The organism is Vibrio sp. 10N.222.55.C7 (assembly GCF_041473335.1).
GTDB lineage: Bacteria > Pseudomonadota > Gammaproteobacteria > Enterobacterales > Vibrionaceae > Vibrio > Vibrio crassostreae_C.
Map to the genome: position 1 here is coordinate 1 of NZ_JBFRSC010000050.1, position 17,413 is coordinate 17,413.

15 protein-coding genes are annotated in these 17,413 nt (G+C 44.2%); 7 read left to right on the forward strand and 8 right to left on the reverse strand.

Features of this window, described 5'->3' with window-relative positions; all coding sequences use genetic code 11:
• Window positions 1–244: 244 nt before the first annotated feature.
• Together AB4482_RS17225 and AB4482_RS17230 are read right to left on the reverse strand one after the other, a co-directional pair.
• Window positions 245–901, reverse strand: coding sequence for a nitroreductase family protein (locus AB4482_RS17225; RefSeq protein ID WP_136974670.1), 657 nt, complete (start codon window positions 899–901; stop codon window positions 245–247).
• A gap of 1 nt (window position 902) precedes the next feature.
• Window positions 903–1,193, reverse strand: a complete 291-nt coding sequence (locus AB4482_RS17230) for a putative quinol monooxygenase (RefSeq protein ID WP_372181304.1) — start codon at window positions 1,191–1,193, stop codon at window positions 903–905.
• Between the two features lie 377 nt (window positions 1,194–1,570).
• On the opposite strand from AB4482_RS17230, the gene AB4482_RS17235 reads away from it, so the two are divergent.
• A complete protein-coding gene (locus AB4482_RS17235) occupies window positions 1,571–2,488 on the forward strand; it encodes a LysR family transcriptional regulator (protein WP_274682197.1) in 918 nt (305 codons plus the stop codon).
• Between the two features lie 15 nt (window positions 2,489–2,503).
• Here AB4482_RS17235 and AB4482_RS17240 read toward each other — a convergent pair whose 3' ends face one another.
• Complete coding sequence (locus tag AB4482_RS17240) at window positions 2,504–3,244, reverse strand: sulfite exporter TauE/SafE family protein (RefSeq protein ID WP_372181306.1); 741 nt, start codon at window positions 3,242–3,244, stop codon at window positions 2,504–2,506.
• A gap of 77 nt (window positions 3,245–3,321) precedes the next feature.
• The gene (locus AB4482_RS17245; protein WP_372181308.1) at window positions 3,322–3,612 is read right to left on the reverse strand and encodes a putative quinol monooxygenase; all 291 of its coding nucleotides are present in this window, start codon (window positions 3,610–3,612) and stop codon (window positions 3,322–3,324) included.
• A 246-nt stretch (window positions 3,613–3,858) separates the two neighbouring features.
• Here AB4482_RS17245 and AB4482_RS17250 point away from each other — a divergent pair, with 246 nt between their 5' ends.
• Entirely contained in the window at window positions 3,859–4,887 is a 1,029-nt protein-coding gene (locus AB4482_RS17250; RefSeq protein ID WP_372181309.1) for a radical SAM protein, read from the forward strand.
• A gap of 16 nt (window positions 4,888–4,903) precedes the next feature.
• The gene (locus tag AB4482_RS17255) at window positions 4,904–5,452 is read left to right on the forward strand and encodes a DUF1349 domain-containing protein (RefSeq protein ID WP_102281779.1); all 549 of its coding nucleotides are present in this window, start codon (window positions 4,904–4,906) and stop codon (window positions 5,450–5,452) included.
• 451 nt (window positions 5,453–5,903) lie between these two features.
• On the opposite strand, the gene AB4482_RS17260 is transcribed toward AB4482_RS17255, so the two are convergent.
• Together AB4482_RS17260 and AB4482_RS17265 are read right to left on the reverse strand one after the other, a co-directional pair.
• Window positions 5,904–7,154, reverse strand: coding sequence for an alpha/beta fold hydrolase (locus AB4482_RS17260; protein ID WP_102321374.1), 1,251 nt, complete (start codon window positions 7,152–7,154; stop codon window positions 5,904–5,906).
• A gap of 157 nt (window positions 7,155–7,311) precedes the next feature.
• Window positions 7,312–8,574 (reverse strand): amidohydrolase family protein, encoded by a 1,263-nt coding sequence (locus tag AB4482_RS17265; RefSeq protein WP_372181311.1) that lies wholly within the window; start codon window positions 8,572–8,574, stop codon window positions 7,312–7,314.
• Between the two features lie 302 nt (window positions 8,575–8,876).
• Here AB4482_RS17265 and AB4482_RS17270 point away from each other — a divergent pair, with 302 nt between their 5' ends.
• Entirely contained in the window at window positions 8,877–9,365 is a 489-nt protein-coding gene (locus AB4482_RS17270) for a hypothetical protein (protein ID WP_372174620.1), read from the forward strand.
• A 99-nt stretch (window positions 9,366–9,464) separates the two neighbouring features.
• Here the strand turns inward: AB4482_RS17270 and AB4482_RS17275 are convergent, their stop codons facing one another.
• Window positions 9,465–11,231 (reverse strand): amidohydrolase, encoded by a 1,767-nt coding sequence (locus AB4482_RS17275; RefSeq protein ID WP_372181312.1) that lies wholly within the window; start codon window positions 11,229–11,231, stop codon window positions 9,465–9,467.
• Window positions 11,232–11,551: 320 nt separating this feature from the next.
• Between AB4482_RS17275 and AB4482_RS17280 the strand changes: the two genes are divergently transcribed.
• Window positions 11,552–12,070: a lipocalin family protein gene (locus AB4482_RS17280; RefSeq protein WP_017060193.1), complete on the forward strand. Its 519-nt coding sequence runs from the start codon at window positions 11,552–11,554 to the stop codon at window positions 12,068–12,070.
• Between the two features lie 94 nt (window positions 12,071–12,164).
• Here the strand turns inward: AB4482_RS17280 and AB4482_RS17285 are convergent, their stop codons facing one another.
• A complete protein-coding gene (locus tag AB4482_RS17285) occupies window positions 12,165–12,779 on the reverse strand; it encodes a TetR/AcrR family transcriptional regulator (RefSeq protein WP_102393158.1) in 615 nt (204 codons plus the stop codon).
• A 236-nt stretch (window positions 12,780–13,015) separates the two neighbouring features.
• Between AB4482_RS17285 and AB4482_RS17290 the strand changes: the two genes are divergently transcribed.
• Both AB4482_RS17290 and AB4482_RS17295 read left to right on the forward strand, forming a co-directional pair.
• Entirely contained in the window at window positions 13,016–14,137 is a 1,122-nt protein-coding gene (locus AB4482_RS17290) for an efflux RND transporter periplasmic adaptor subunit (RefSeq protein WP_372181314.1), read from the forward strand.
• Between the two features lie 8 nt (window positions 14,138–14,145).
• Complete coding sequence (locus tag AB4482_RS17295) at window positions 14,146–17,244, forward strand: efflux RND transporter permease subunit (RefSeq protein WP_372181316.1); 3,099 nt, start codon at window positions 14,146–14,148, stop codon at window positions 17,242–17,244.
• The last annotated feature ends 169 nt before the right edge of the window (window positions 17,245–17,413 follow it).

A 17,413-nucleotide genomic window follows, 5' to 3' on the forward strand; every position in this document is an offset into this window, starting at 1 on the left:
CGCGATGAACCTTTTTTAATTATTGGGCGTCTAAATGGGATTTGGACATAAGTGAGCTATATAGATTGGTAAATTAGCGTTTAACGGATTATTTAGGGTATTGCAAAGTCGCTAATGTAATGGCTCAATTCACCTACCCACAACAATAAACTTAGACCACATACTTCTTCAAATAACGCTCGATAAACGACATCAAGCGTTAAAATTGACAAGTGTCAGTCCATTTCAGGATAGGTCATTAGGTTCACAAAACCGTCAAAACAGTATCAAGGTCTAAGCGCGACTTTGGTAAATTTGCATTGTAATCTTCATCTTTATGATGATAGCCCATCGCCAAAGCAACGTCGCATTGATAGCCACCAAGTTCCTCTTCAAACTCTTCACCAATTAGATCTGAATCAACACCTTCCATCGTTGTGGAATCGATATTTAATCGTGCTAAAGTATGTAGAGTATTACCTAATGCAAGGTAGGTTTGGGCTTTTGTCCATGCAGTTGTATCACCTGATTCACTCGTGTTTAACTCGGCAAATGCAAACCCACCAAATGCTTGTTCACGATTTGCAGGATCTAATCTACCGTCTTTAATGCTTTTATCGACAACTTTTTCATAGTCTGCACGCGTATAGCGAGTATTGTGAGCAAATAAAATAATATGTGATGCTGCATTAATGTGTGGCTGATTAAACTGGTGTTTGTTCTTGAAAGTTTTGTTCATTCGTTCTTTGGCTTCATTGCTTTCAATTATTATGAACTTCCATGGTTGAGAGTTAATTGAAGACGCTGATAGACGAATAGCCTGATAAATCACACTTAAGTCTTCTTGCGGAATACGCTTAGTCGCATCGTATCGTTTAGCAGTATAACGTTGCTCCAGATCTTTAATTATTTGGTGCGTCATATCATCCAACCTGTGTCATTTCGTTCACGACAAAGCTTGCTACAGCACCTTCTGTTGCTACCATATATTCTGCAAGGTGAGTATTACCCATATGAACTTGCCACAGTTCACGAGATACCCAGTTCTCATAAAACATAAAATGTGCTGGGTTTTCGTTATCTTGATGAAGGTCGTAGTTAATGCAGCCTTCTTCAGCACGCGTGATATCAATCAACTTTAATAGCTCTGCTTTAACCAGTTCAACTTTATCTTCGTTCGCAACAATATTTGCAACAATAGTCAATTTAGTCATCTTTATTTCCTTTATCTCTCTACTTGTTAACAACAATAATAACCCTAAAAAAACAATACCTTATTGCTGGAGATTGCCGTGAGCACTGGCAATACCAATCAGTGTAGACAAAGAATTGTCATTGATTATCTAATTATTTTTTAAATATTATCAAAAATAAATTGATAATCATAAACGTTATGCGCTAGGTCTTGTGTTTATCCGGGGTTGTTTGAATGAAGTTATGATAGGCGAGTTATTAACAATGAAAAACAGGTTTTAATTTGAATTATTATCAAAAATAATTTGAATGCAGATTGTTCTGTCGTCAAGACTGCTTTATAAATAGTAGAAACGCAGCAAATACTGCTGTCCCTTTTTCTGGTAAAGGTCTCATCATGCTCTTAGAAGATTTACAGGTTATTTTAAAAGTCGCGGAGTTTCGCAGCATCACCGCAGCGGCAACCAGTTTAGATATGCGTACCGCCACAGCGAGTGCAGCGGTAAAGCGCGTTGAGGCATCATTGGGCGCGGAGCTTTTTGTCCGTACAACCCGTCACTTGCGATTGTCCTCTGCTGGGGAGCGTTATTTACCTCAGTGTCAAGAGGCGCTAAAGATGCTTGAGCAGGCCAAAATGAATATGCATGAAGACTTGGGCATTATTGATGGTGAAATTCGTATCGCGCTATCGTCTGATTTGGGGCGTAACCTTATTACTCCTTGGTTAGATGAGTTTTTATTGCAATACCCGAATGTCTCACTGCGTTCAAGTATTAGCGATAGCAATATTGATTTCTACCGTGATTCTGTCGACATGGCTGTGCGCTATGGCTCACCAACCGATGCCAATATGTATGGCTTTAAAATCTGTGATGTACAGAGAGTGCTGTGTGCAAGCCCTAGCTATTTAGCGGAAAATCCAGCCCCCACACAGCCGAACGATCTGCTTGAGCACAATGCGTTGTTTTATCAATTGCACGATGTGTTACAAAATGAGTGGTTATTCAGTCATGAGGGTACGACTCATAAGGTAAAACTGAAAGGCAATCGAGCTTCGAATGATGGGGATCTGGTGAGGCGTTGGTGTGTTGCAGGTAAAGGTGTGGCAATCAAATCGTGCCTTGATATGTCTGATGACCTTTTAGCAGGTCGAGTGGTTAGTATTATGAAGGAGTACAAACCAACGCCGACTGAACTCTGGTTGGTTTGTCCGAGCCGTCAGTCCATCACACCAACGGTTCGGCTGTTAAGAGATTTATTTAGAGAGAGAACGAACGTGATACTTGAGCAATTAGCAGAAAAAAGAGCGCTATAAGATACTGACGATGGCTTATAACGTAGCGACTCCGGAGTACAACATTTTTATAGCCGTAATGAATAATACGCTGTAGCTGATTTTGTAAATCAGCTCTTGAGAGATGATGTTAACCAACCAAACACCGGTTCTCACCCCTATAAATGCAATAGGTACAAGCACGAGTGATGTCATCAAGTTTTGTGTATCGAGTTGTCCCATATAACTGTATGGGACTAACTTAACAAAATTAAGCCCAGCGAAAAACACAACGCTGGTGCCGATAAGTTGCTCTTTAGGCAGTTTCTTGGGTAGCAAATACATGCTTGCTGGCGGTCCCCCTGCATGAGCTATCGTACTCGAAAAACCTGATAATAGGTTTAATGCGTAGCCTTTGATTCGGTTAGGTGAACCTGATTGCTTCAACAATAATTTTTGCCCCAAAAAAGTCAGCGCCAATCCACCAATCATTAGTTCAACAATGTGTGTCGGAAGGCTGCCCATGAAGTAAGAAGCGGGCATAACCCCTAACACAGCAAAAGGCATCATGACTTTGAGTTCGGCATAATTGCAATTTTTACGATGATAAAACAGCGCCATTAGATCCATTCCACATAAAAGTGGCAATAGAATAGCAGCGGCTTGGACAGGCGAAACACTCATTGCCATTAATGGCACCGAGAGCATACCCAAAATCCCTCCAACACCACCTTTTCCCATCCCATAAAAGAACACAGCAGGTATCGCAGCTAGATAGAACCAGATATCAATAATCATTATTTTCACTACATCGACAGGCAAAAAAAGAAGGTCATGATGACCTTCCTTCCAAACACTACAGAATCAAAAACTATTTATGCGATTTGCGTCATTTCGTTTAGCGTGAAGCTTGCCACTGAGCCTTCTGTTGCTACCATGTACTCGGCTAGGTGCGTGTTTGCCATGTGTGTCTGCCAAAGTTCACGTGAAGTCCAGTTCTCGTAGAACATGAAGTGTGCTGGGTTCTCGTTATCTTGGTGAAGGTCGTAGTTAATGCAGCCTTCTTCAGCGCGTGTGATGTCGATTAGTTTTAGCAGTTCTGCTTTTACTAGTTCAATTTTGTCTTCATTAGCAACGATGTTTGCAACGATAGTTAACTTGCTCATAGGGTATTCCTCATCATAACGTTATGCAGCTTATCAAACGATGCCTTCGCTGCCTTGTTGGGTTGGATGTATAGTACGACACGCATTCACATCCATAAACAACCTCCCATTTGATTTATTATCAAAAATAGATTGATAATGGATTGTCTATTTTAATTTGATAATAAATCAAACTAGCCCCAGTTTTTACTGTGCTTTAAATTACGTAGCATGCGCTTATTGATTTCATTGATGGATAGATAAGCCATGACACAGATACAATTTCAACAAGGTCCAATACGCCCACCCTCTGAAGCAGACAGTTTGCTGATACGGACAACACAAGGCTGCCCGTGGAATAAATGTAAGTTCTGTACTCTGTTTGAAGGGATGGAGTTCTCTATTCGTCCTGTCGAAGAGATCAAACGTGATATCTGGGCGGCACGAGCCTTCTATAAAAACCGACAGTTTGAGAGCTGTTTTTTGCAAGATGGTGATTCCTTTGCAATGGAAACGGACGATTTACTGGATGTGCTCAATACACTAAAAGAGGCGTTCCCGGAGCTCACACAAATTAGCTCATATGGCAGAGCTCAAACCATGACTAAAAAGTCTCCAGCCGAGATGAGGGCTATCTGCGATGCAGGGTTAAACATGCTGTATTGCGGTATGGAGTCGGGCTCGCTTGAGGTACTCAAGTTGATGAAAAAAGGGATCACCCCTAAGTCAATTTTGAAATCAGCCGAGTACGCGAAGCAGGCGGGTATGAAAATGATGACATTCATCATTCTTGGCTTAGGTGGGAAGGCGTTGTCCGAGCACCATATCGCACAGACTGCCCAGCTATTAAACCAGATTGATCCTGAGGAGATCCGAATATTATCGCTAGCGCTAAAACCTGGTACTGAGTTGGATGATATGGTTCAAAACGGCCAGTTTACGCCACTTTCAGAGCGTGAGATGTTGGAAGAACAATTTCAATTGATCAGCCAATTAGATGGCATCAAAAGCAATTACGGTAATTATCATGGGATAAATTTGCTGACGGAACTCAATGGACAATTTCCGCATGATAAAGAGGCGTTTTTACGTACCATTGATCACTTCATGTTGATGAACGAAAACGATCAAAATAACTTTATTTTAGGTCGTCGTACCCACCACTATGCGACACTGAATGACATGAACAATAAGCTCATGTATGACACGGTGCAGCAACAGATAAAGCGCATAGAGCAGCAAAAACTTGGCGACCTTGAAGATATTTTTTATAGCCTTCGCCAACGCATGATCTAAACCCAAGGAGTCCGAAATGAAGAATTTAAACGACTGGTACATTCAAAATGAGAACCCAAGCCATTGGTCATTTGATAACGGGCTGTTGTCGATGCAAGTGCAAGAGGGCAATATTTTTGGCGCGGGTTCAAGTGACGTGGATAACATTTTCATCTACCCAGTATCTCAACCCAATTATAGCGCAGAAGTAACCATCACCTTAGAGCCAACCTTGCCATTTGAACAAGCTGGCCTAGGCATTTACTGGGACAACGATAACTACATCAAAATTAGTAAAGAAATGTTCATGGGCGAGCCTTCCATTGTGTTTGTTGTAGAGCAAAATGGTCAACCAGAGATCAAACAACTTAGCACATTTGAAGGCACGACAGCCTCAGTTAAGATAGAAAAAAATGATGGTACTATCACTGCGTTCTTGGAATGTAATCAAAAACGCTCTTGGCAAGTCATTGGCTCTGCGAAGACATTAAACGGCCAAGCAAAAGGACTTATGCTTTATACCTTTAGTGGTAGTTCAAACACACCTAATTTTGCTAAGTTTAGTGAATTTCAACTAATGAGTTGAGCCAATCTGGTATATAGCAATTGACTTTTTGTATTAGTTTTATTTTTGAAAAAGTCATGTTAGTCGGTAGCGCTTAGTGGGATCGAAACACACAATGGGGCAAATCCGTGTTAGTCCTACTAAAAATCCCCTCCTAGCCTCCCCTTAATCAGTATCTACAATCCATTGTGGTTCGTAGAAAGGGGAGGAACTGAATACAGATCGTTACATGTGCAGTTACACATTCAGCGCTAAAGAAGGTTCTCCCCCTCGGTCGTCAATCTAGAGGGGGGATAAACTTAATTGGAGGGGGAGTTAGAGGGGGTGGGTGTTCGAAATCAGCCCGAACGCACAGGATATCAATGCTCTCAATTCAGAAAAACATTACGCTTCACCCAAAAGATTGGAATGCCTAAGCGTTCCAATTTTAATATCTGATTTACCTACGCCGCCTAGTGCACCGAATCATAAATCAATGTGCTTCTTCAGCTCTTAACCAAAACTCGGACAGGTCTTCAAAAAGGTCATCGTTATCTAAGATGCTCAAATGGGTTTCGTTGTAGCCGAGGATTTGTGACGCGTGGAGTTGGGCTGGGCGCGACAATTGGCTTGATAAATTGATCACACCATCGTTGCTGTTGGTATTAAATAGGTCGCCCGAGTTATAACCAAAGGCTAAAAAGTGGGGAATGTGAATCTTACTGCTGTCAATTAATAAGTCAGCGATAAATTTCCCGTCTGGATTTAAATCAACCCATGCAGGCATTACTACGGGAGAGTACTCGACCCCTTGTTTAGCAGACTCGACACCACCAAACGGCGAAGATATGGTGGCTACGCTGCTTACAAAATCGCATAGCTGCCCAATACGGCACTGGCGAAGACTGTTGGTGGCGACAAGCCCGCCCATACTATGTGCCACAACATGTAATTGTTGGATTTTGTATTCCGTTAACACCGTGTGCATGAGGTTATTCAGGCCTTTGGAGTTCAAAGCCAGAGACAAGCCTGAAGGATAGTTAAAGACCCAGATCTGATATTTAGATTGGTCGACTTTTTCAATCAGTGGGGCAAAATCTAACGCAGTGGCGTTGATGCCATGCACAAACAAGATCGGGATTTTGTTTGGGTCGAACTCTGACAGAAAGTAGAGCCCAGCGTTATCTTCGAGCAAAAAGGTCAGCGGCTGCCACATGCCGAGTTTGCCATTTTTTCTGTCAAAAGGTGGAGCTTCCAAGCTCACGACTGTGCCTATGTCGATCAAATCCAATTCGATTTTTAACAGTGAAGATAGTGAACGATCAACAAACGCTCTTGGGGCTTCACTCTCATTAACCGTTAGTGAGACTTCTATTGTTGATCTGTCTTGGTGATCACGTAGGTTGATTACACTGAAAGCTTCATCGGCTTGTAGGGTAAGGTCTTGATTCTTATCTTCAAAGATAAGTAGGTAGTGGATGTTATTCGATACATGTAAGTGAATACTGTCACTGTCTATGATGCCATCGTAGCCATCAACCTCGCCTTTGTTAATGTCTTTGATTTGTTCAATCACCACGGCAGAACCGGAGGCATGTTGATTCAAGGTAACCATGTATTGATTGGTTATGGAGTCGATGGCTTGTATCTCATTAGATAGATTTCTAAAGTTACCGCACCCTGACAGCAGTGAACTGAGTAATAGCACTGTGCTGATTAAGCGTGCAGTAAGTAATAGCTTCATTCTAATTTCATCCTTATCCCACCCCGATTTATCCATAAATCAATAACCTGAGTTTAATAGTAGCAATAAAACAGCGCTTAATAAAAAGGCAAGCAAACGACTATAAAGTTCGCTTGCTTGCCTGAGAGGTTTCATTACTTAGTGAGTATATTGAACACTAAAGCGTGTTTTTGTACACCTTACCGTCTTTCATGATCAATTTTTGTGTCTCTGTGTTAGCGACACAAGCAACACTTTCCAGTGGGTTGCCATCGATGATCAATAGGTCGGCATACGCGCCTTCAACGATCTGACCTAACTTGCCTTCTTGGTATGGGTGTTGATAGGTCGACATCTCGAACAAGCGTCCACAGTTTGATGTCGCCATGCGAAGTGCGGTGATGGTATCGAATACTTGCTCAATCGCACCAAGCTCATTCAATTGTGTCGCATGAACGTTGGTCTCACCCACACAGTCAGTGCCAAAAGCGATGTTCTGGATGTCGTATTTCTTAATCAGTTCTGCTGACTTGAACATCGCTTTGCCTACGCGTTCTGTCTTGCGGTATGTCTCTTCATTTGGCAGCGGGATCTTACGCTCTGCAATCAATGAAGAGGTAAAGTAAGAAGGAATCACCCAAATGCCTTTCTCTTTAATGATCTCTGCAATATCGTCGTCCATGATGGTCGCATGTTCGAAAGACATCACGCCCGCTTCTGCCGCTCGGCGCATTGCATCGGAAGTGTGAATGTGCGCAGCAACATAAGTACCGTAATCTGAAGCGGCTTGTACCGCAGCTTTCATCTCGTCAGACGTAAATTGCAATGTGTCTAGCGGGTCAAAAGTTGATGATGCACCGCCACCAGCCATGATCTTGATTTGTGACGCGCCCATAAACAGTTGTTCACGTACCGCTTTCAATACTTCTGAACGGCCATCTGCCACTTTCATTGCGCCAAGCTTCATCATTGGCGAGTCTTCGTGCCCATTAGCCAAACGCTCTTGTGCTTGGTTTTGGCGGTAATCTGAGTGACCGCTGGTTTGTGAAATTGCCGCCATTGAAGGGAGAATTCGTGGGCCAGTTGCGTAGCCGTTATCGATACTTTTCTTAAGACCAAGCGTGTTACCTGCTACGTCACGAATGGTGGTAAAGCCGCGCATCAGCATCTCTTCAGAAATCTTTGCTGAGCGAATCGCTACTTCTTCACGTGTCATAGTATCAATCACATTGAAAGGCGCAGATAGCGTGATATGAACGTGGGCATCAATCAAGCCAGGCATTACTGTGCCACCTTGAGCATCAATAATTTCATCGGCTAACGTAGCGTCAACCTCACCAATTTGAGTGATCAAGTTGTCTTCAATAAGAATAGATACGTTCTCGATTAGGTTGTTATCAACACCGTTAAATACGTTCGCGTTAGTGATTAGCTTTTTCATAGTCTGCACCTTTTGGAAATGAGTGTGTGTCGCTGATGGAGCCATCATAGGCGGTGCAGTATTTTTAAAATTGCCATTTGGTGACAAGCAGTGACGAGACTTATCTTTTCGCACTTTTCTATATTTTTGAGTTTTGCTGTATAGAGGAAAGAGAATTATTGGTACAGAAAATGATCAACCAATAAAGATTAACAATTTTGAATGGAAAGGGGATGATGTCACCAAATGGTAAGTTTTGTTCTGATTCGAACGCTAAGATGTATTTCAAATCGAGGCTACTTATCAAATTAAAGAGAGACAACATGACTAATTCAGACAAAGTTTACGGATTCAATACACCACAACGTCTATTCGTAGGTTACACGTTAGCTGTGCTGGTGGACCTAGTGGTTCTTAACTTCTTTGATGAGTACTGGGACTTTGTGAATATCGAGTCTTTCACTATCTCTTTGATAGCGGCATTGTTGCTTCAGCTACTATTGAAGCTTTCTATTGGCTTAGAACATAAGATTGCTGAGCACTTTAAAAGCAAGCCGGGTACTGCACCTAAGGTTTACCGAGCGATTACCACTTACATTATCTTGGTGGGCTCGAAGTTTGTCATGCTAGAAGCGATTAACTTATTGTTCGGTGACAAGGTGAGCTTTACAGGTCCTTGGAACGGTGTTGTTGCTTTCTTTGCTGTGGTATTTACGATTCTAATTGCTGAAGTGATTGTGTCGAAAATCTACTTTGCTCTTGATGACAAGCAAGATTCAAATGTGAAAGCGCTTAAAGAGACCAACGCGTAATAGAACTAAAATACAAATGTGAATAACAGACGAGCCAGCTGAATAAGCTGGCTCGTTTTCGTTTGAGTTGCGATAACCAATTCGATACGCGAATTGGCTTTATTTTTCGTAAACCACATCCCCGCGTAACACCGTCATCAACACTTGAGTCTTAGCGATTTGTCTTGCTGATACTGTGGTGATGTCGCGGTCGAGAATGGCGAAGTCAGCGGATTTGCCTACCTCAATAGAACCTGTTACATCTTCAATTCCAAGACTTTTGGCGGCATTGAGCGTGTAAGCGTCGATGGCTGTGTAGATATCGGTTAGGCCGGTTTGGCCCATGATTAAGCTGTTCGCGATGCCGACTAAAGGGTTGATGTCGTGTACGTTCCAGTCACTGCTTAAGGTGATATTCGCGTCGGTCTTGAGTATTGCATCGAGGTTCATCATGGCTTTAGCACGGCGAGCACCTAGGAAAGCTTCAGCCCATTGGTGTTGATGCCTTGCAACGTAATCAGGGCCAACTTGGAAATCTGCAGTTACATCTAACTGGCGAAAGCGTGGCACATCTTCATCATTGATTAATTCGACATGGGTTAGGGTGTAGGGTTTGGTTGAACCTTGTTTGCGAATACTTTCTATCGCATCAAGAGATTCACGAACCGCTCCATCACCAATCGCATGAATGTGGGCGCTAAAGCCGATTTTCTCGAGCGCAGTTAACCATTCTTTCATTTGTTCTGGCGGAATATAGTTCAAGCCATTAGGAGACTGGGGTAGATAAGTATCTAAGTAGGGCGCGAGTGTTTTGGCGGTGCCATTGATAAAGATGCCATCACTGTACATTTTCACCTGATCGACAAGTAACAGATGGCTTTTATCGTCGGAATGCATTTTCTCAAAGACTTCTAATTGAGAAGACATCACCATCGATGGGTACACCCAAGGGCGTAGCGATACTCGCGCCGTTAAGTCTTGATTTTGCTCGGCCTCTAGCCAAACGTCATACCAACCTCGTTTCCAATACATGCGACCGTCGCCAATGGTGGTGATGCCGTGGGTTGCCGCTTCCTCAAGCCCGAACATTAAGCCTTGGTAGCTTTGCTCAAACAGTTCACTTTGGCTATTCCAAGCCATCTCCATCACTTGATCGCCAGCATTGTCTAGCAAGATGCCATTGAGCTTGCTGCTGTCTTGGTCTTTTAAATAAACACCGCCTTGTGGGTCTGGAGATTGTTGGCTGATTCGAGCGATTTTTAGTGCTTTTGAGTTGACCCACATCGAGTGTGAAGTCTGCTCCATAAGCACCACGGGGCGATTAGGGAAGACACTGTCGATGATCTCTAGTGGCGTGTAGTCAGAGTCGCTATCGAGCGTCGCTTCCAAAGAAAAACCATAGCCCATAAGCCAACCTCTGCCATCGGTATCAGCATTGATCTTACACGCTTCTAAGTAGGGGATTTGCTCTTCTAACGTTGCTTCAGAGTCGAGTTCACAATTGCCACCCAGCTCTGAGGCGGCTTCAAACACATGGTTATGGTTATCAATAAATCCCGGAAGGACAAAGGCATTGTCTAAATCAATGACATCAGTGCTTTGCCCTTGAAAAGTTTGCGCCTGTGATTGGTTACCAATGAAGATGATCTTGCCTTTGTGGGTAACGATCGAGTCCGACTCACGATGCCCGTATATATCAGCATTGATAAAGATCTGGTCAGCACTTTGGTTATGAACAGATGTTTGCGCTTGAACTGGTGTTTGTGTTTGAACTGCTGTTTGCGCTTGGACAACGGTGTTGGCTTGTGCAAGCACCGGCGCTACGGCCGATAAGCTTGTGAGTAATGCTATCCATGCAGTACGTGGCAGAGTGAGCTTGTTATTCATTATTATGTCTTCCATGTTCCACGGTTTAGTAAGTATAGAAAGCGAGTGGCGAGAATCATATCGTGAATTTTTAATAATAAAGTGTCCTTGGTTGCTCTCTTGTTTGAATGTAATTCCAGTGCCTTTTGAGGTGGTTGTGGGAATACAGCTCGTCAATAAAGGATTGCGAATCCATTCGCAGACTAAACAATTCACATAAGGTTCTGAATAAATTACAGTTAAGTGAGCTATAAAAATGGATTTAACGTATTACCAAGGATGTAAGTTTATGTTTTCAAGAGACTTACTCGCATTACTAATAAAAACAAGTCGAGGTTAGGATGAAAAAAATATTATTGCTGCTTAGCGTGATCTTATTGGGTGGTTGTGTTGGCATGCCCGAAACGGTAAAGCCTGTTCAACAGTTTGAGTTGGAACGATACCTAGGGAAATGGTACGAAGTGGCTCGTTTGGATCACTCGTTTGAGCGTGGCTTAGACAACATCAGCGCTGAATACAGCCTTCGTGATGATGGCGGCGTGAAGGTGATTAACCGTGGTTATTCGGCGGAAGAAGGTGAGTGGAACGAAGCGGAAGGAAAAGCGTACTTCGTTGAGGGCTCTGAACAAGGCTATTTGAAAGTGTCTTTCTTTGGCCCTTTCTACGGCGCTTATGTCGTGTTTGAATTAGACAAAGAGGGCTACCAATACGCGTTTGTTTCTGGGCCCGACACTGATTACTTATGGCTACTCGCAAGAACGCCTGAAGTCGCACCAGAAGTGATGGAGAAGTTTAAAGCCATGTCGAAAGAGCGTGGCTTCAATACCGATGAGCTGATCGTTGTGGAACATACCCAATAAACCGATCGCTGTTATTGCTGAGAGTGACTGATGATTGATAAGGCACAGAGGATGAATTTCTCTGTGCCTTTTTTATTCAAAGATAGAGCTACAATTAACGAGGCTGGTTGCCGTTCAAGAATAGCGCGACACATTCGCGAGTGTAGTGAAGCCTTTCTTCTTCGGATTCTCCGCTATCGTGACCGAAGAATGACCAATACGCCGATTTGCCGTGAAACATCAGCAACAGTTGGCGTGCTGCAATGACTGGTGAGCTTGATGTCGACAGTGTGAGATCACCAGAGTCTATTTTCGACTGCAAATAATCAGCAAGTAATTTGGTGGTTTTCTGAGGCCCAGTTTCTAAATAGATAGAGGCGATCTCTGGGTGCGTGTTGGATTGGCTCACAGCATTTTGAAAGGTCTGTCTGGACTGCTCATCAAGTAACAAATCTTGAAACTTCACACCAAACTTCACCAATTCGTCTTCCAAAGTGGCATTCATATCAAAAGCAGAAGGGCTGAGTTCGCGCTCGGCACACTTAGTTTGCATGCAGGTTTCGAAAAGCTCGTCTTTGTTTTTAAAGTGAGAGTAGACCGTTTGCTTGGAAACGTTCGCTGCTTTGGCTATTTGATCCATATTGATCTTGAAGCCATGTTCAGAGAAAAGTTGGCTGGCTGCGGTTAAGATCTGCGATCTCTTCTGTTCACTCTTGATGATTTTTGTCACGTGCTTGCTTCTCGTTACTTGGTGTTGGGTCGTTACCTAGCTTGTCTCTTTGCTTAGTGCCTATTGATACTCCGCTATAGGTGTCTCATTTGGCGCTAAGCATTATGCTTTTTGTGATGGTTTTATCAAACACTAACCATGAAACTTATTTTTAACATAATCAAACTAGACAGTCTAGTTTGATTTGGTTAGTCTAAAAAAAGAACATAATTGAGTACCGCATAGGAACAGTACGTATGTATAAATTGATGAAGGGAAGCGCAGTGGCAGTGGCGTTGTCGGCTTTTCTTGTTGGATGTGGCGAAAATACACAAGCCGAGACAGCATCCGATGCAGATAATGCTGCAGTGGAATCGAGTAGTGCAGCGTCGACAGTCTTAACAGTAGAAACTGTCGCTTTGGAACGCTCTCCATCGTATGCGGTACAGCGTGAATATGTCGGTGTGGTAAAGGCCGGGCAGCAGGCGAATTTGGGTTTTGAATTGGCGGGTAAGGTCAATGAGATTCTGGTAGATGTCGGTGACACAGTCACAACGGGTCAGCCATTGATCCGATTGGATACCCAACTTTTGGAAACCGAGTCTAGCCAACTGAAAGCGCAGGCTGAAGAAGTCAAAGCTCAATTGAGTTTGGTGGCAGCGAACCTTAAACGTCAACGTTCATTGAAAGCGAAAGGCTTCAGTGCCGAAGCGGAGATTGATTCTCTCACCAGTGAGCAACGCGTATTGCAGGCGAACTTGTTGCGCATCGATGCATCGGTAAAAGGCAATGAACTGAAATTGGTGAAGTCGACAGTGCTTGCGCCTTATTCTGGAACCATCGCGACGCGCTTTGTTTCGCTCGGAGATGTGGTGAATGTGGGTAATCCAACTCTTACACTGCTCGCTTCTGAGGGCAAAGAGGCCTTCATCGGTATTCCTGCTCACCAAATGCAAAAAGTCACCTCACTTTCTTCGCCTAACATCCGAGTTGGGAGAACAGATTATGCCGTGGAGCTATTGAATCCCGGCGCAATGGTCGACACCCAATCTCGCAGTGTTGGTTTGCGTTACCTATTCCCTGAACAATCATCGGTATTGGAAGGGCAACTTGCCTACCTTAAATTTGATGAGCAGATTGATGACTCAGGTTACTGGGTGCCATTAACGGGTTTGATTGATGGATTGCGCGGTGTGTGGAACATCTTTGTGATTGGTGAAGACAATAAGGTTGAACGTAGAAGTGTTGAGGTGTTGTTTGCCAACAATCAACAAGCGTATGTGAGTGGGGCGATTGAAGACGGTGAACAGGTCATCGCCAGTGGTTTACATCGCTTAGTTCCGGGCCAAATCGTGAAACCAGTCAGTGCGGCTGAGTAGGTAATAGTATGAAAATAATAGAGACTATTTCCAACACTCGACTGCTTATCTTGATGACCGCGCTGCTGATGGTGAGTGGTATTTCGGCGTTCATGACGTTGCCACGTGCAGAAGACCCAGTAATCATCAACCGTTACGCGAACATCACAACCAGCTTCCCCGGCGCCAGTGCCGAGCGTGTTGAAACCTTGGTTACTGAGGTAATCGAGAACAAGCTGCGTGAGCTGAGTGAAGTTAAATTGGTGAGCTCAACCTCTAGGCCGAGCGTATCGATTGTCACGCTAGAATTGAATGACACCATCACCGAGCCAGAACCCGTCTGGTCCCAAGCTCGCGACAAGTTATCTGATATCGAATCCATTTTGCCTGTGGGTGCTCAATCGCCTGATCTCGATAGCGACCATACCTATGCTTTCACGACCATCGCATCGCTAACTTGGTCTGGTGCAGGCGAGCCTGATAGGTTAACGCTGGGCCGTTATGCCAAAGAGCTCGCCAAGCGACTAAGAACTTTGTCGGGTACTGAATTCGTTGATGAATACGGGATGCCGCAAGAAGAGATTCAAATCAGTTTACGTACGGCCGATGCCGCTGCTCTAGGGCGTTCAAGCGCCAATATCGCTGAATCGCTCGAAGGGGCAGACGCCAAGAACTCGGCCGGCGAGTTAGTGAGTACTTATTCTCGCTTTGGCTTAGAGATTAAGTCTGAGCTTGATTCCATTGAACGCATTAAGCAAGTGCCAATAGCCACTGATAGCAAAGGTCACATCATCCGTATGGAAGATATTGCATCGGTGAAACGTGGTGAGAAAACCCCACAAGACCAGATTGCTATTATTGATGGTGAGCCGGGTGTGATTGTCGCGGCAAGAATGCACCCTGATCTGCGAGTCGATAACTGGACGTCGCGAGCTAATGCTCTGATTGGTAAATTTGAGCAAGAGTTACCAAGTAACGTTAAGGTGACAGTGCTGTTTAATCAGCAAGGTTATACCGAGACTCGCTTAGACGATTTAGGCAAAAGCTTGATGATCGGTTTCGGTCTGATTTTGATTGTGCTGTTTGTCACTTTAGGCGTGCGTGCCGCGATCTTAGTCGCCATTTCTCTGCCGTTAACCTCATTATTGACCTTGTCGATCATGAAAATGACCGGTGTACCGATTAACCAAATGTCGGTGACAGGCCTAATTGTGGCGCTCGGGATCATGGTTGATAACGCGGTGGTGATGGTCGATACCATTCAAGCTTATCGCTTGAAAGGGCAACAGCGCGCTGAAGCGACCATGAATGCATTGAAGCATTTATGGGTGCCGTTATTAGGCTCAACCTTAACTACCGTGTTGGCGTTTGCCCCGATTATCTTGATGCCGGGAGCATCGGGTGAATTTGTCGGTGGTATTGCGATTACCGTTTCTTTCTCATTGATCGGCTCTTACATTATCTCGCACACCTTAATCGCAGGCTTAGCGACCAAGCTACTGCCGAAACAACTCAGTGATGTCGACAAGAAAGGGCAGCACCATTGGTACATGACGGGTTTGAGAATTCCTGCTTTGAGGCGTTGGTTTTCGTCTTCTGTTCGCTTTGGCGTCACGCATCCAATCATCACGATTGCTTTGGTGTTATTGGTACCGTTTACCGGTTACTGGAGTATGTCTCAGCTGACTGAGCAATTCTTCCCGCCATCAGACCGAGACATGTTTGAGATTCAGGTGTATATGCCACCTCAAGCGAGCATTTACGCCACTAAAAATACTTCTGAAAAAATCGACGATATCATTCATCGTTACCCTGAAGTGGAGCGTATCGATTGGCTAGTGGGCGCAAACTTCCCATCCTTCTATTACAACCTGCAAGCAAGGCAAAATAATGCGCCGTACTTCTCGCAAGCTATGGTGAAAACAGAGAACTTTGATCAAGCCAATGCGCTGATTCCTGAGTTGCAAAAGGTGTTGGATAACGAGGTGCCGGAAGCACAAATCTTGGTACGAAAGCTTAATCAAGGGCCTCCATTTACTGCGCCTGTTGAGCTGCGTGTTTATGGTGAAAACCTCGATACGTTGAAAGCGATTGGTGAGGATGTGCGATTGATTTTGGCGGGTGTTCCTCATGTGACGCACACAAGGGAAACGCTGCAACCAGGTACTCCGAAGGTGTGGTTGAAGGTTGATGAAGACACCGCAAAGCTGAATGGTATTTCATTGAACCAGTTCGCAGGTATGCTGCAAACTACTCTGACAGGTCGTGAAAGTGGCTCTGTGATTGAAGGCAGTGAGTCGGTACCAATCCGTGTTCGTGTGGCAGATGAGGCGCGTGAAAACTTGGTTCACTTAAGCAATATTCGTCTGCCAATCAGTTCTGATGTCTACTCAACAGGGATCAATGTTTCGACGCTGGCAGAACTGGAATTGACGACCAGTCGCGGTGCGATTACTCGTCGTAACGGGCAGCGTGTGAATACCATCGAGGGTTACATTGAAGCGGGTGTCTTACCTCAAACCGTACTTAATGAATTCCAAAAACGCTTAGCAAGCTATGAGATGCCATCGGGTTACACCATTGGTTTTGGTGGCGAATCAGCGGAGCGAGACAATTCAGTCAACAGCCTCATCTCGAATGTCGCAGTCGTGGTGGTATTGATGGTGCTGGTGGTGGTGATGTCATTCAACTCGTTCCGAATGAGCAGCATCATCTTCATGGTAGCAGGGTTGGCTGGTGGACTAGGGCTGTTGTCGGTATGGATCTTCGGTTATCCGTTCGGCTTTACGGTGATTATCGCGATGCTTGGGATTGCGGGCTTAGCGATTAACGCGGCCATTGTGATTTTGACCGAATTGAAACTCGATAAAGAGGCTTCCTCCGGGAATGTAGATGCAGTCGTTGAAGCTGTGATGTCGTGTACTCGCCATATCAGCTCAACCACGATAACGACTGTTGGCGGCTTTATGCCATTGATCATCGCTGGCGGTGGTTTCTGGCCTCCGTTCGCGGTCGCGATTGTTGGCGGTACCGTATTAACCACGCTTATTTCGTTTTACTTTGTGCCGGTGGTTTATCATTTTATGACTAAAAATCAGCGAAAAACCATCGCTACTCAAGCGGCATAACTGTTTTTCAATTTAACGCATCTTTAATTTAACTACTCTTCAATTTAGCTACTCTTTAATTGCCCATAATCGAGCCGTATCTGGCTCGATTATGGTGTTGTTATTCTCGATAAATTCATCCCAATTCCTACCATTGTGTTGTTCTTTTCACCGCTATAACGTTCTCAAT

Coding starts and splice junctions, on each gene's coding strand:
- AB4482_RS17260 (WP_102321374.1), bottom strand. CDS start 7,154: ATGAAGCTATTACTTACTGCACGCTTAATCAGCACAGTGCTATTACTC.
- AB4482_RS17250 (WP_372181309.1), top strand. CDS start 3,859: ATGACACAGATACAATTTCAACAAGGTCCAATACGCCCACCCTCTGAA.
- AB4482_RS17290 (WP_372181314.1), top strand. CDS start 13,016: ATGTATAAATTGATGAAGGGAAGCGCAGTGGCAGTGGCGTTGTCGGCT.
- AB4482_RS17280 (WP_017060193.1), top strand. CDS start 11,552: ATGAAAAAAATATTATTGCTGCTTAGCGTGATCTTATTGGGTGGTTGT.
- AB4482_RS17255 (WP_102281779.1), top strand. CDS start 4,904: ATGAAGAATTTAAACGACTGGTACATTCAAAATGAGAACCCAAGCCAT.
- AB4482_RS17225 (WP_136974670.1), bottom strand. CDS start 901: ATGACGCACCAAATAATTAAAGATCTGGAGCAACGTTATACTGCTAAA.
- AB4482_RS17230 (WP_372181304.1), bottom strand. CDS start 1,193: ATGACTAAATTGACTATTGTTGCAAATATTGTTGCGAACGAAGATAAA.
- AB4482_RS17240 (WP_372181306.1), bottom strand. CDS start 3,244: ATGATTATTGATATCTGGTTCTATCTAGCTGCGATACCTGCTGTGTTC.
- AB4482_RS17275 (WP_372181312.1), bottom strand. CDS start 11,231: ATGAATAACAAGCTCACTCTGCCACGTACTGCATGGATAGCATTACTC.
- AB4482_RS17235 (WP_274682197.1), top strand. CDS start 1,571: ATGCTCTTAGAAGATTTACAGGTTATTTTAAAAGTCGCGGAGTTTCGC.
- AB4482_RS17270 (WP_372174620.1), top strand. CDS start 8,877: ATGACTAATTCAGACAAAGTTTACGGATTCAATACACCACAACGTCTA.
- AB4482_RS17295 (WP_372181316.1), top strand. CDS start 14,146: ATGAAAATAATAGAGACTATTTCCAACACTCGACTGCTTATCTTGATG.
- AB4482_RS17265 (WP_372181311.1), bottom strand. CDS start 8,574: ATGAAAAAGCTAATCACTAACGCGAACGTATTTAACGGTGTTGATAAC.
- AB4482_RS17245 (WP_372181308.1), bottom strand. CDS start 3,612: ATGAGCAAGTTAACTATCGTTGCAAACATCGTTGCTAATGAAGACAAA.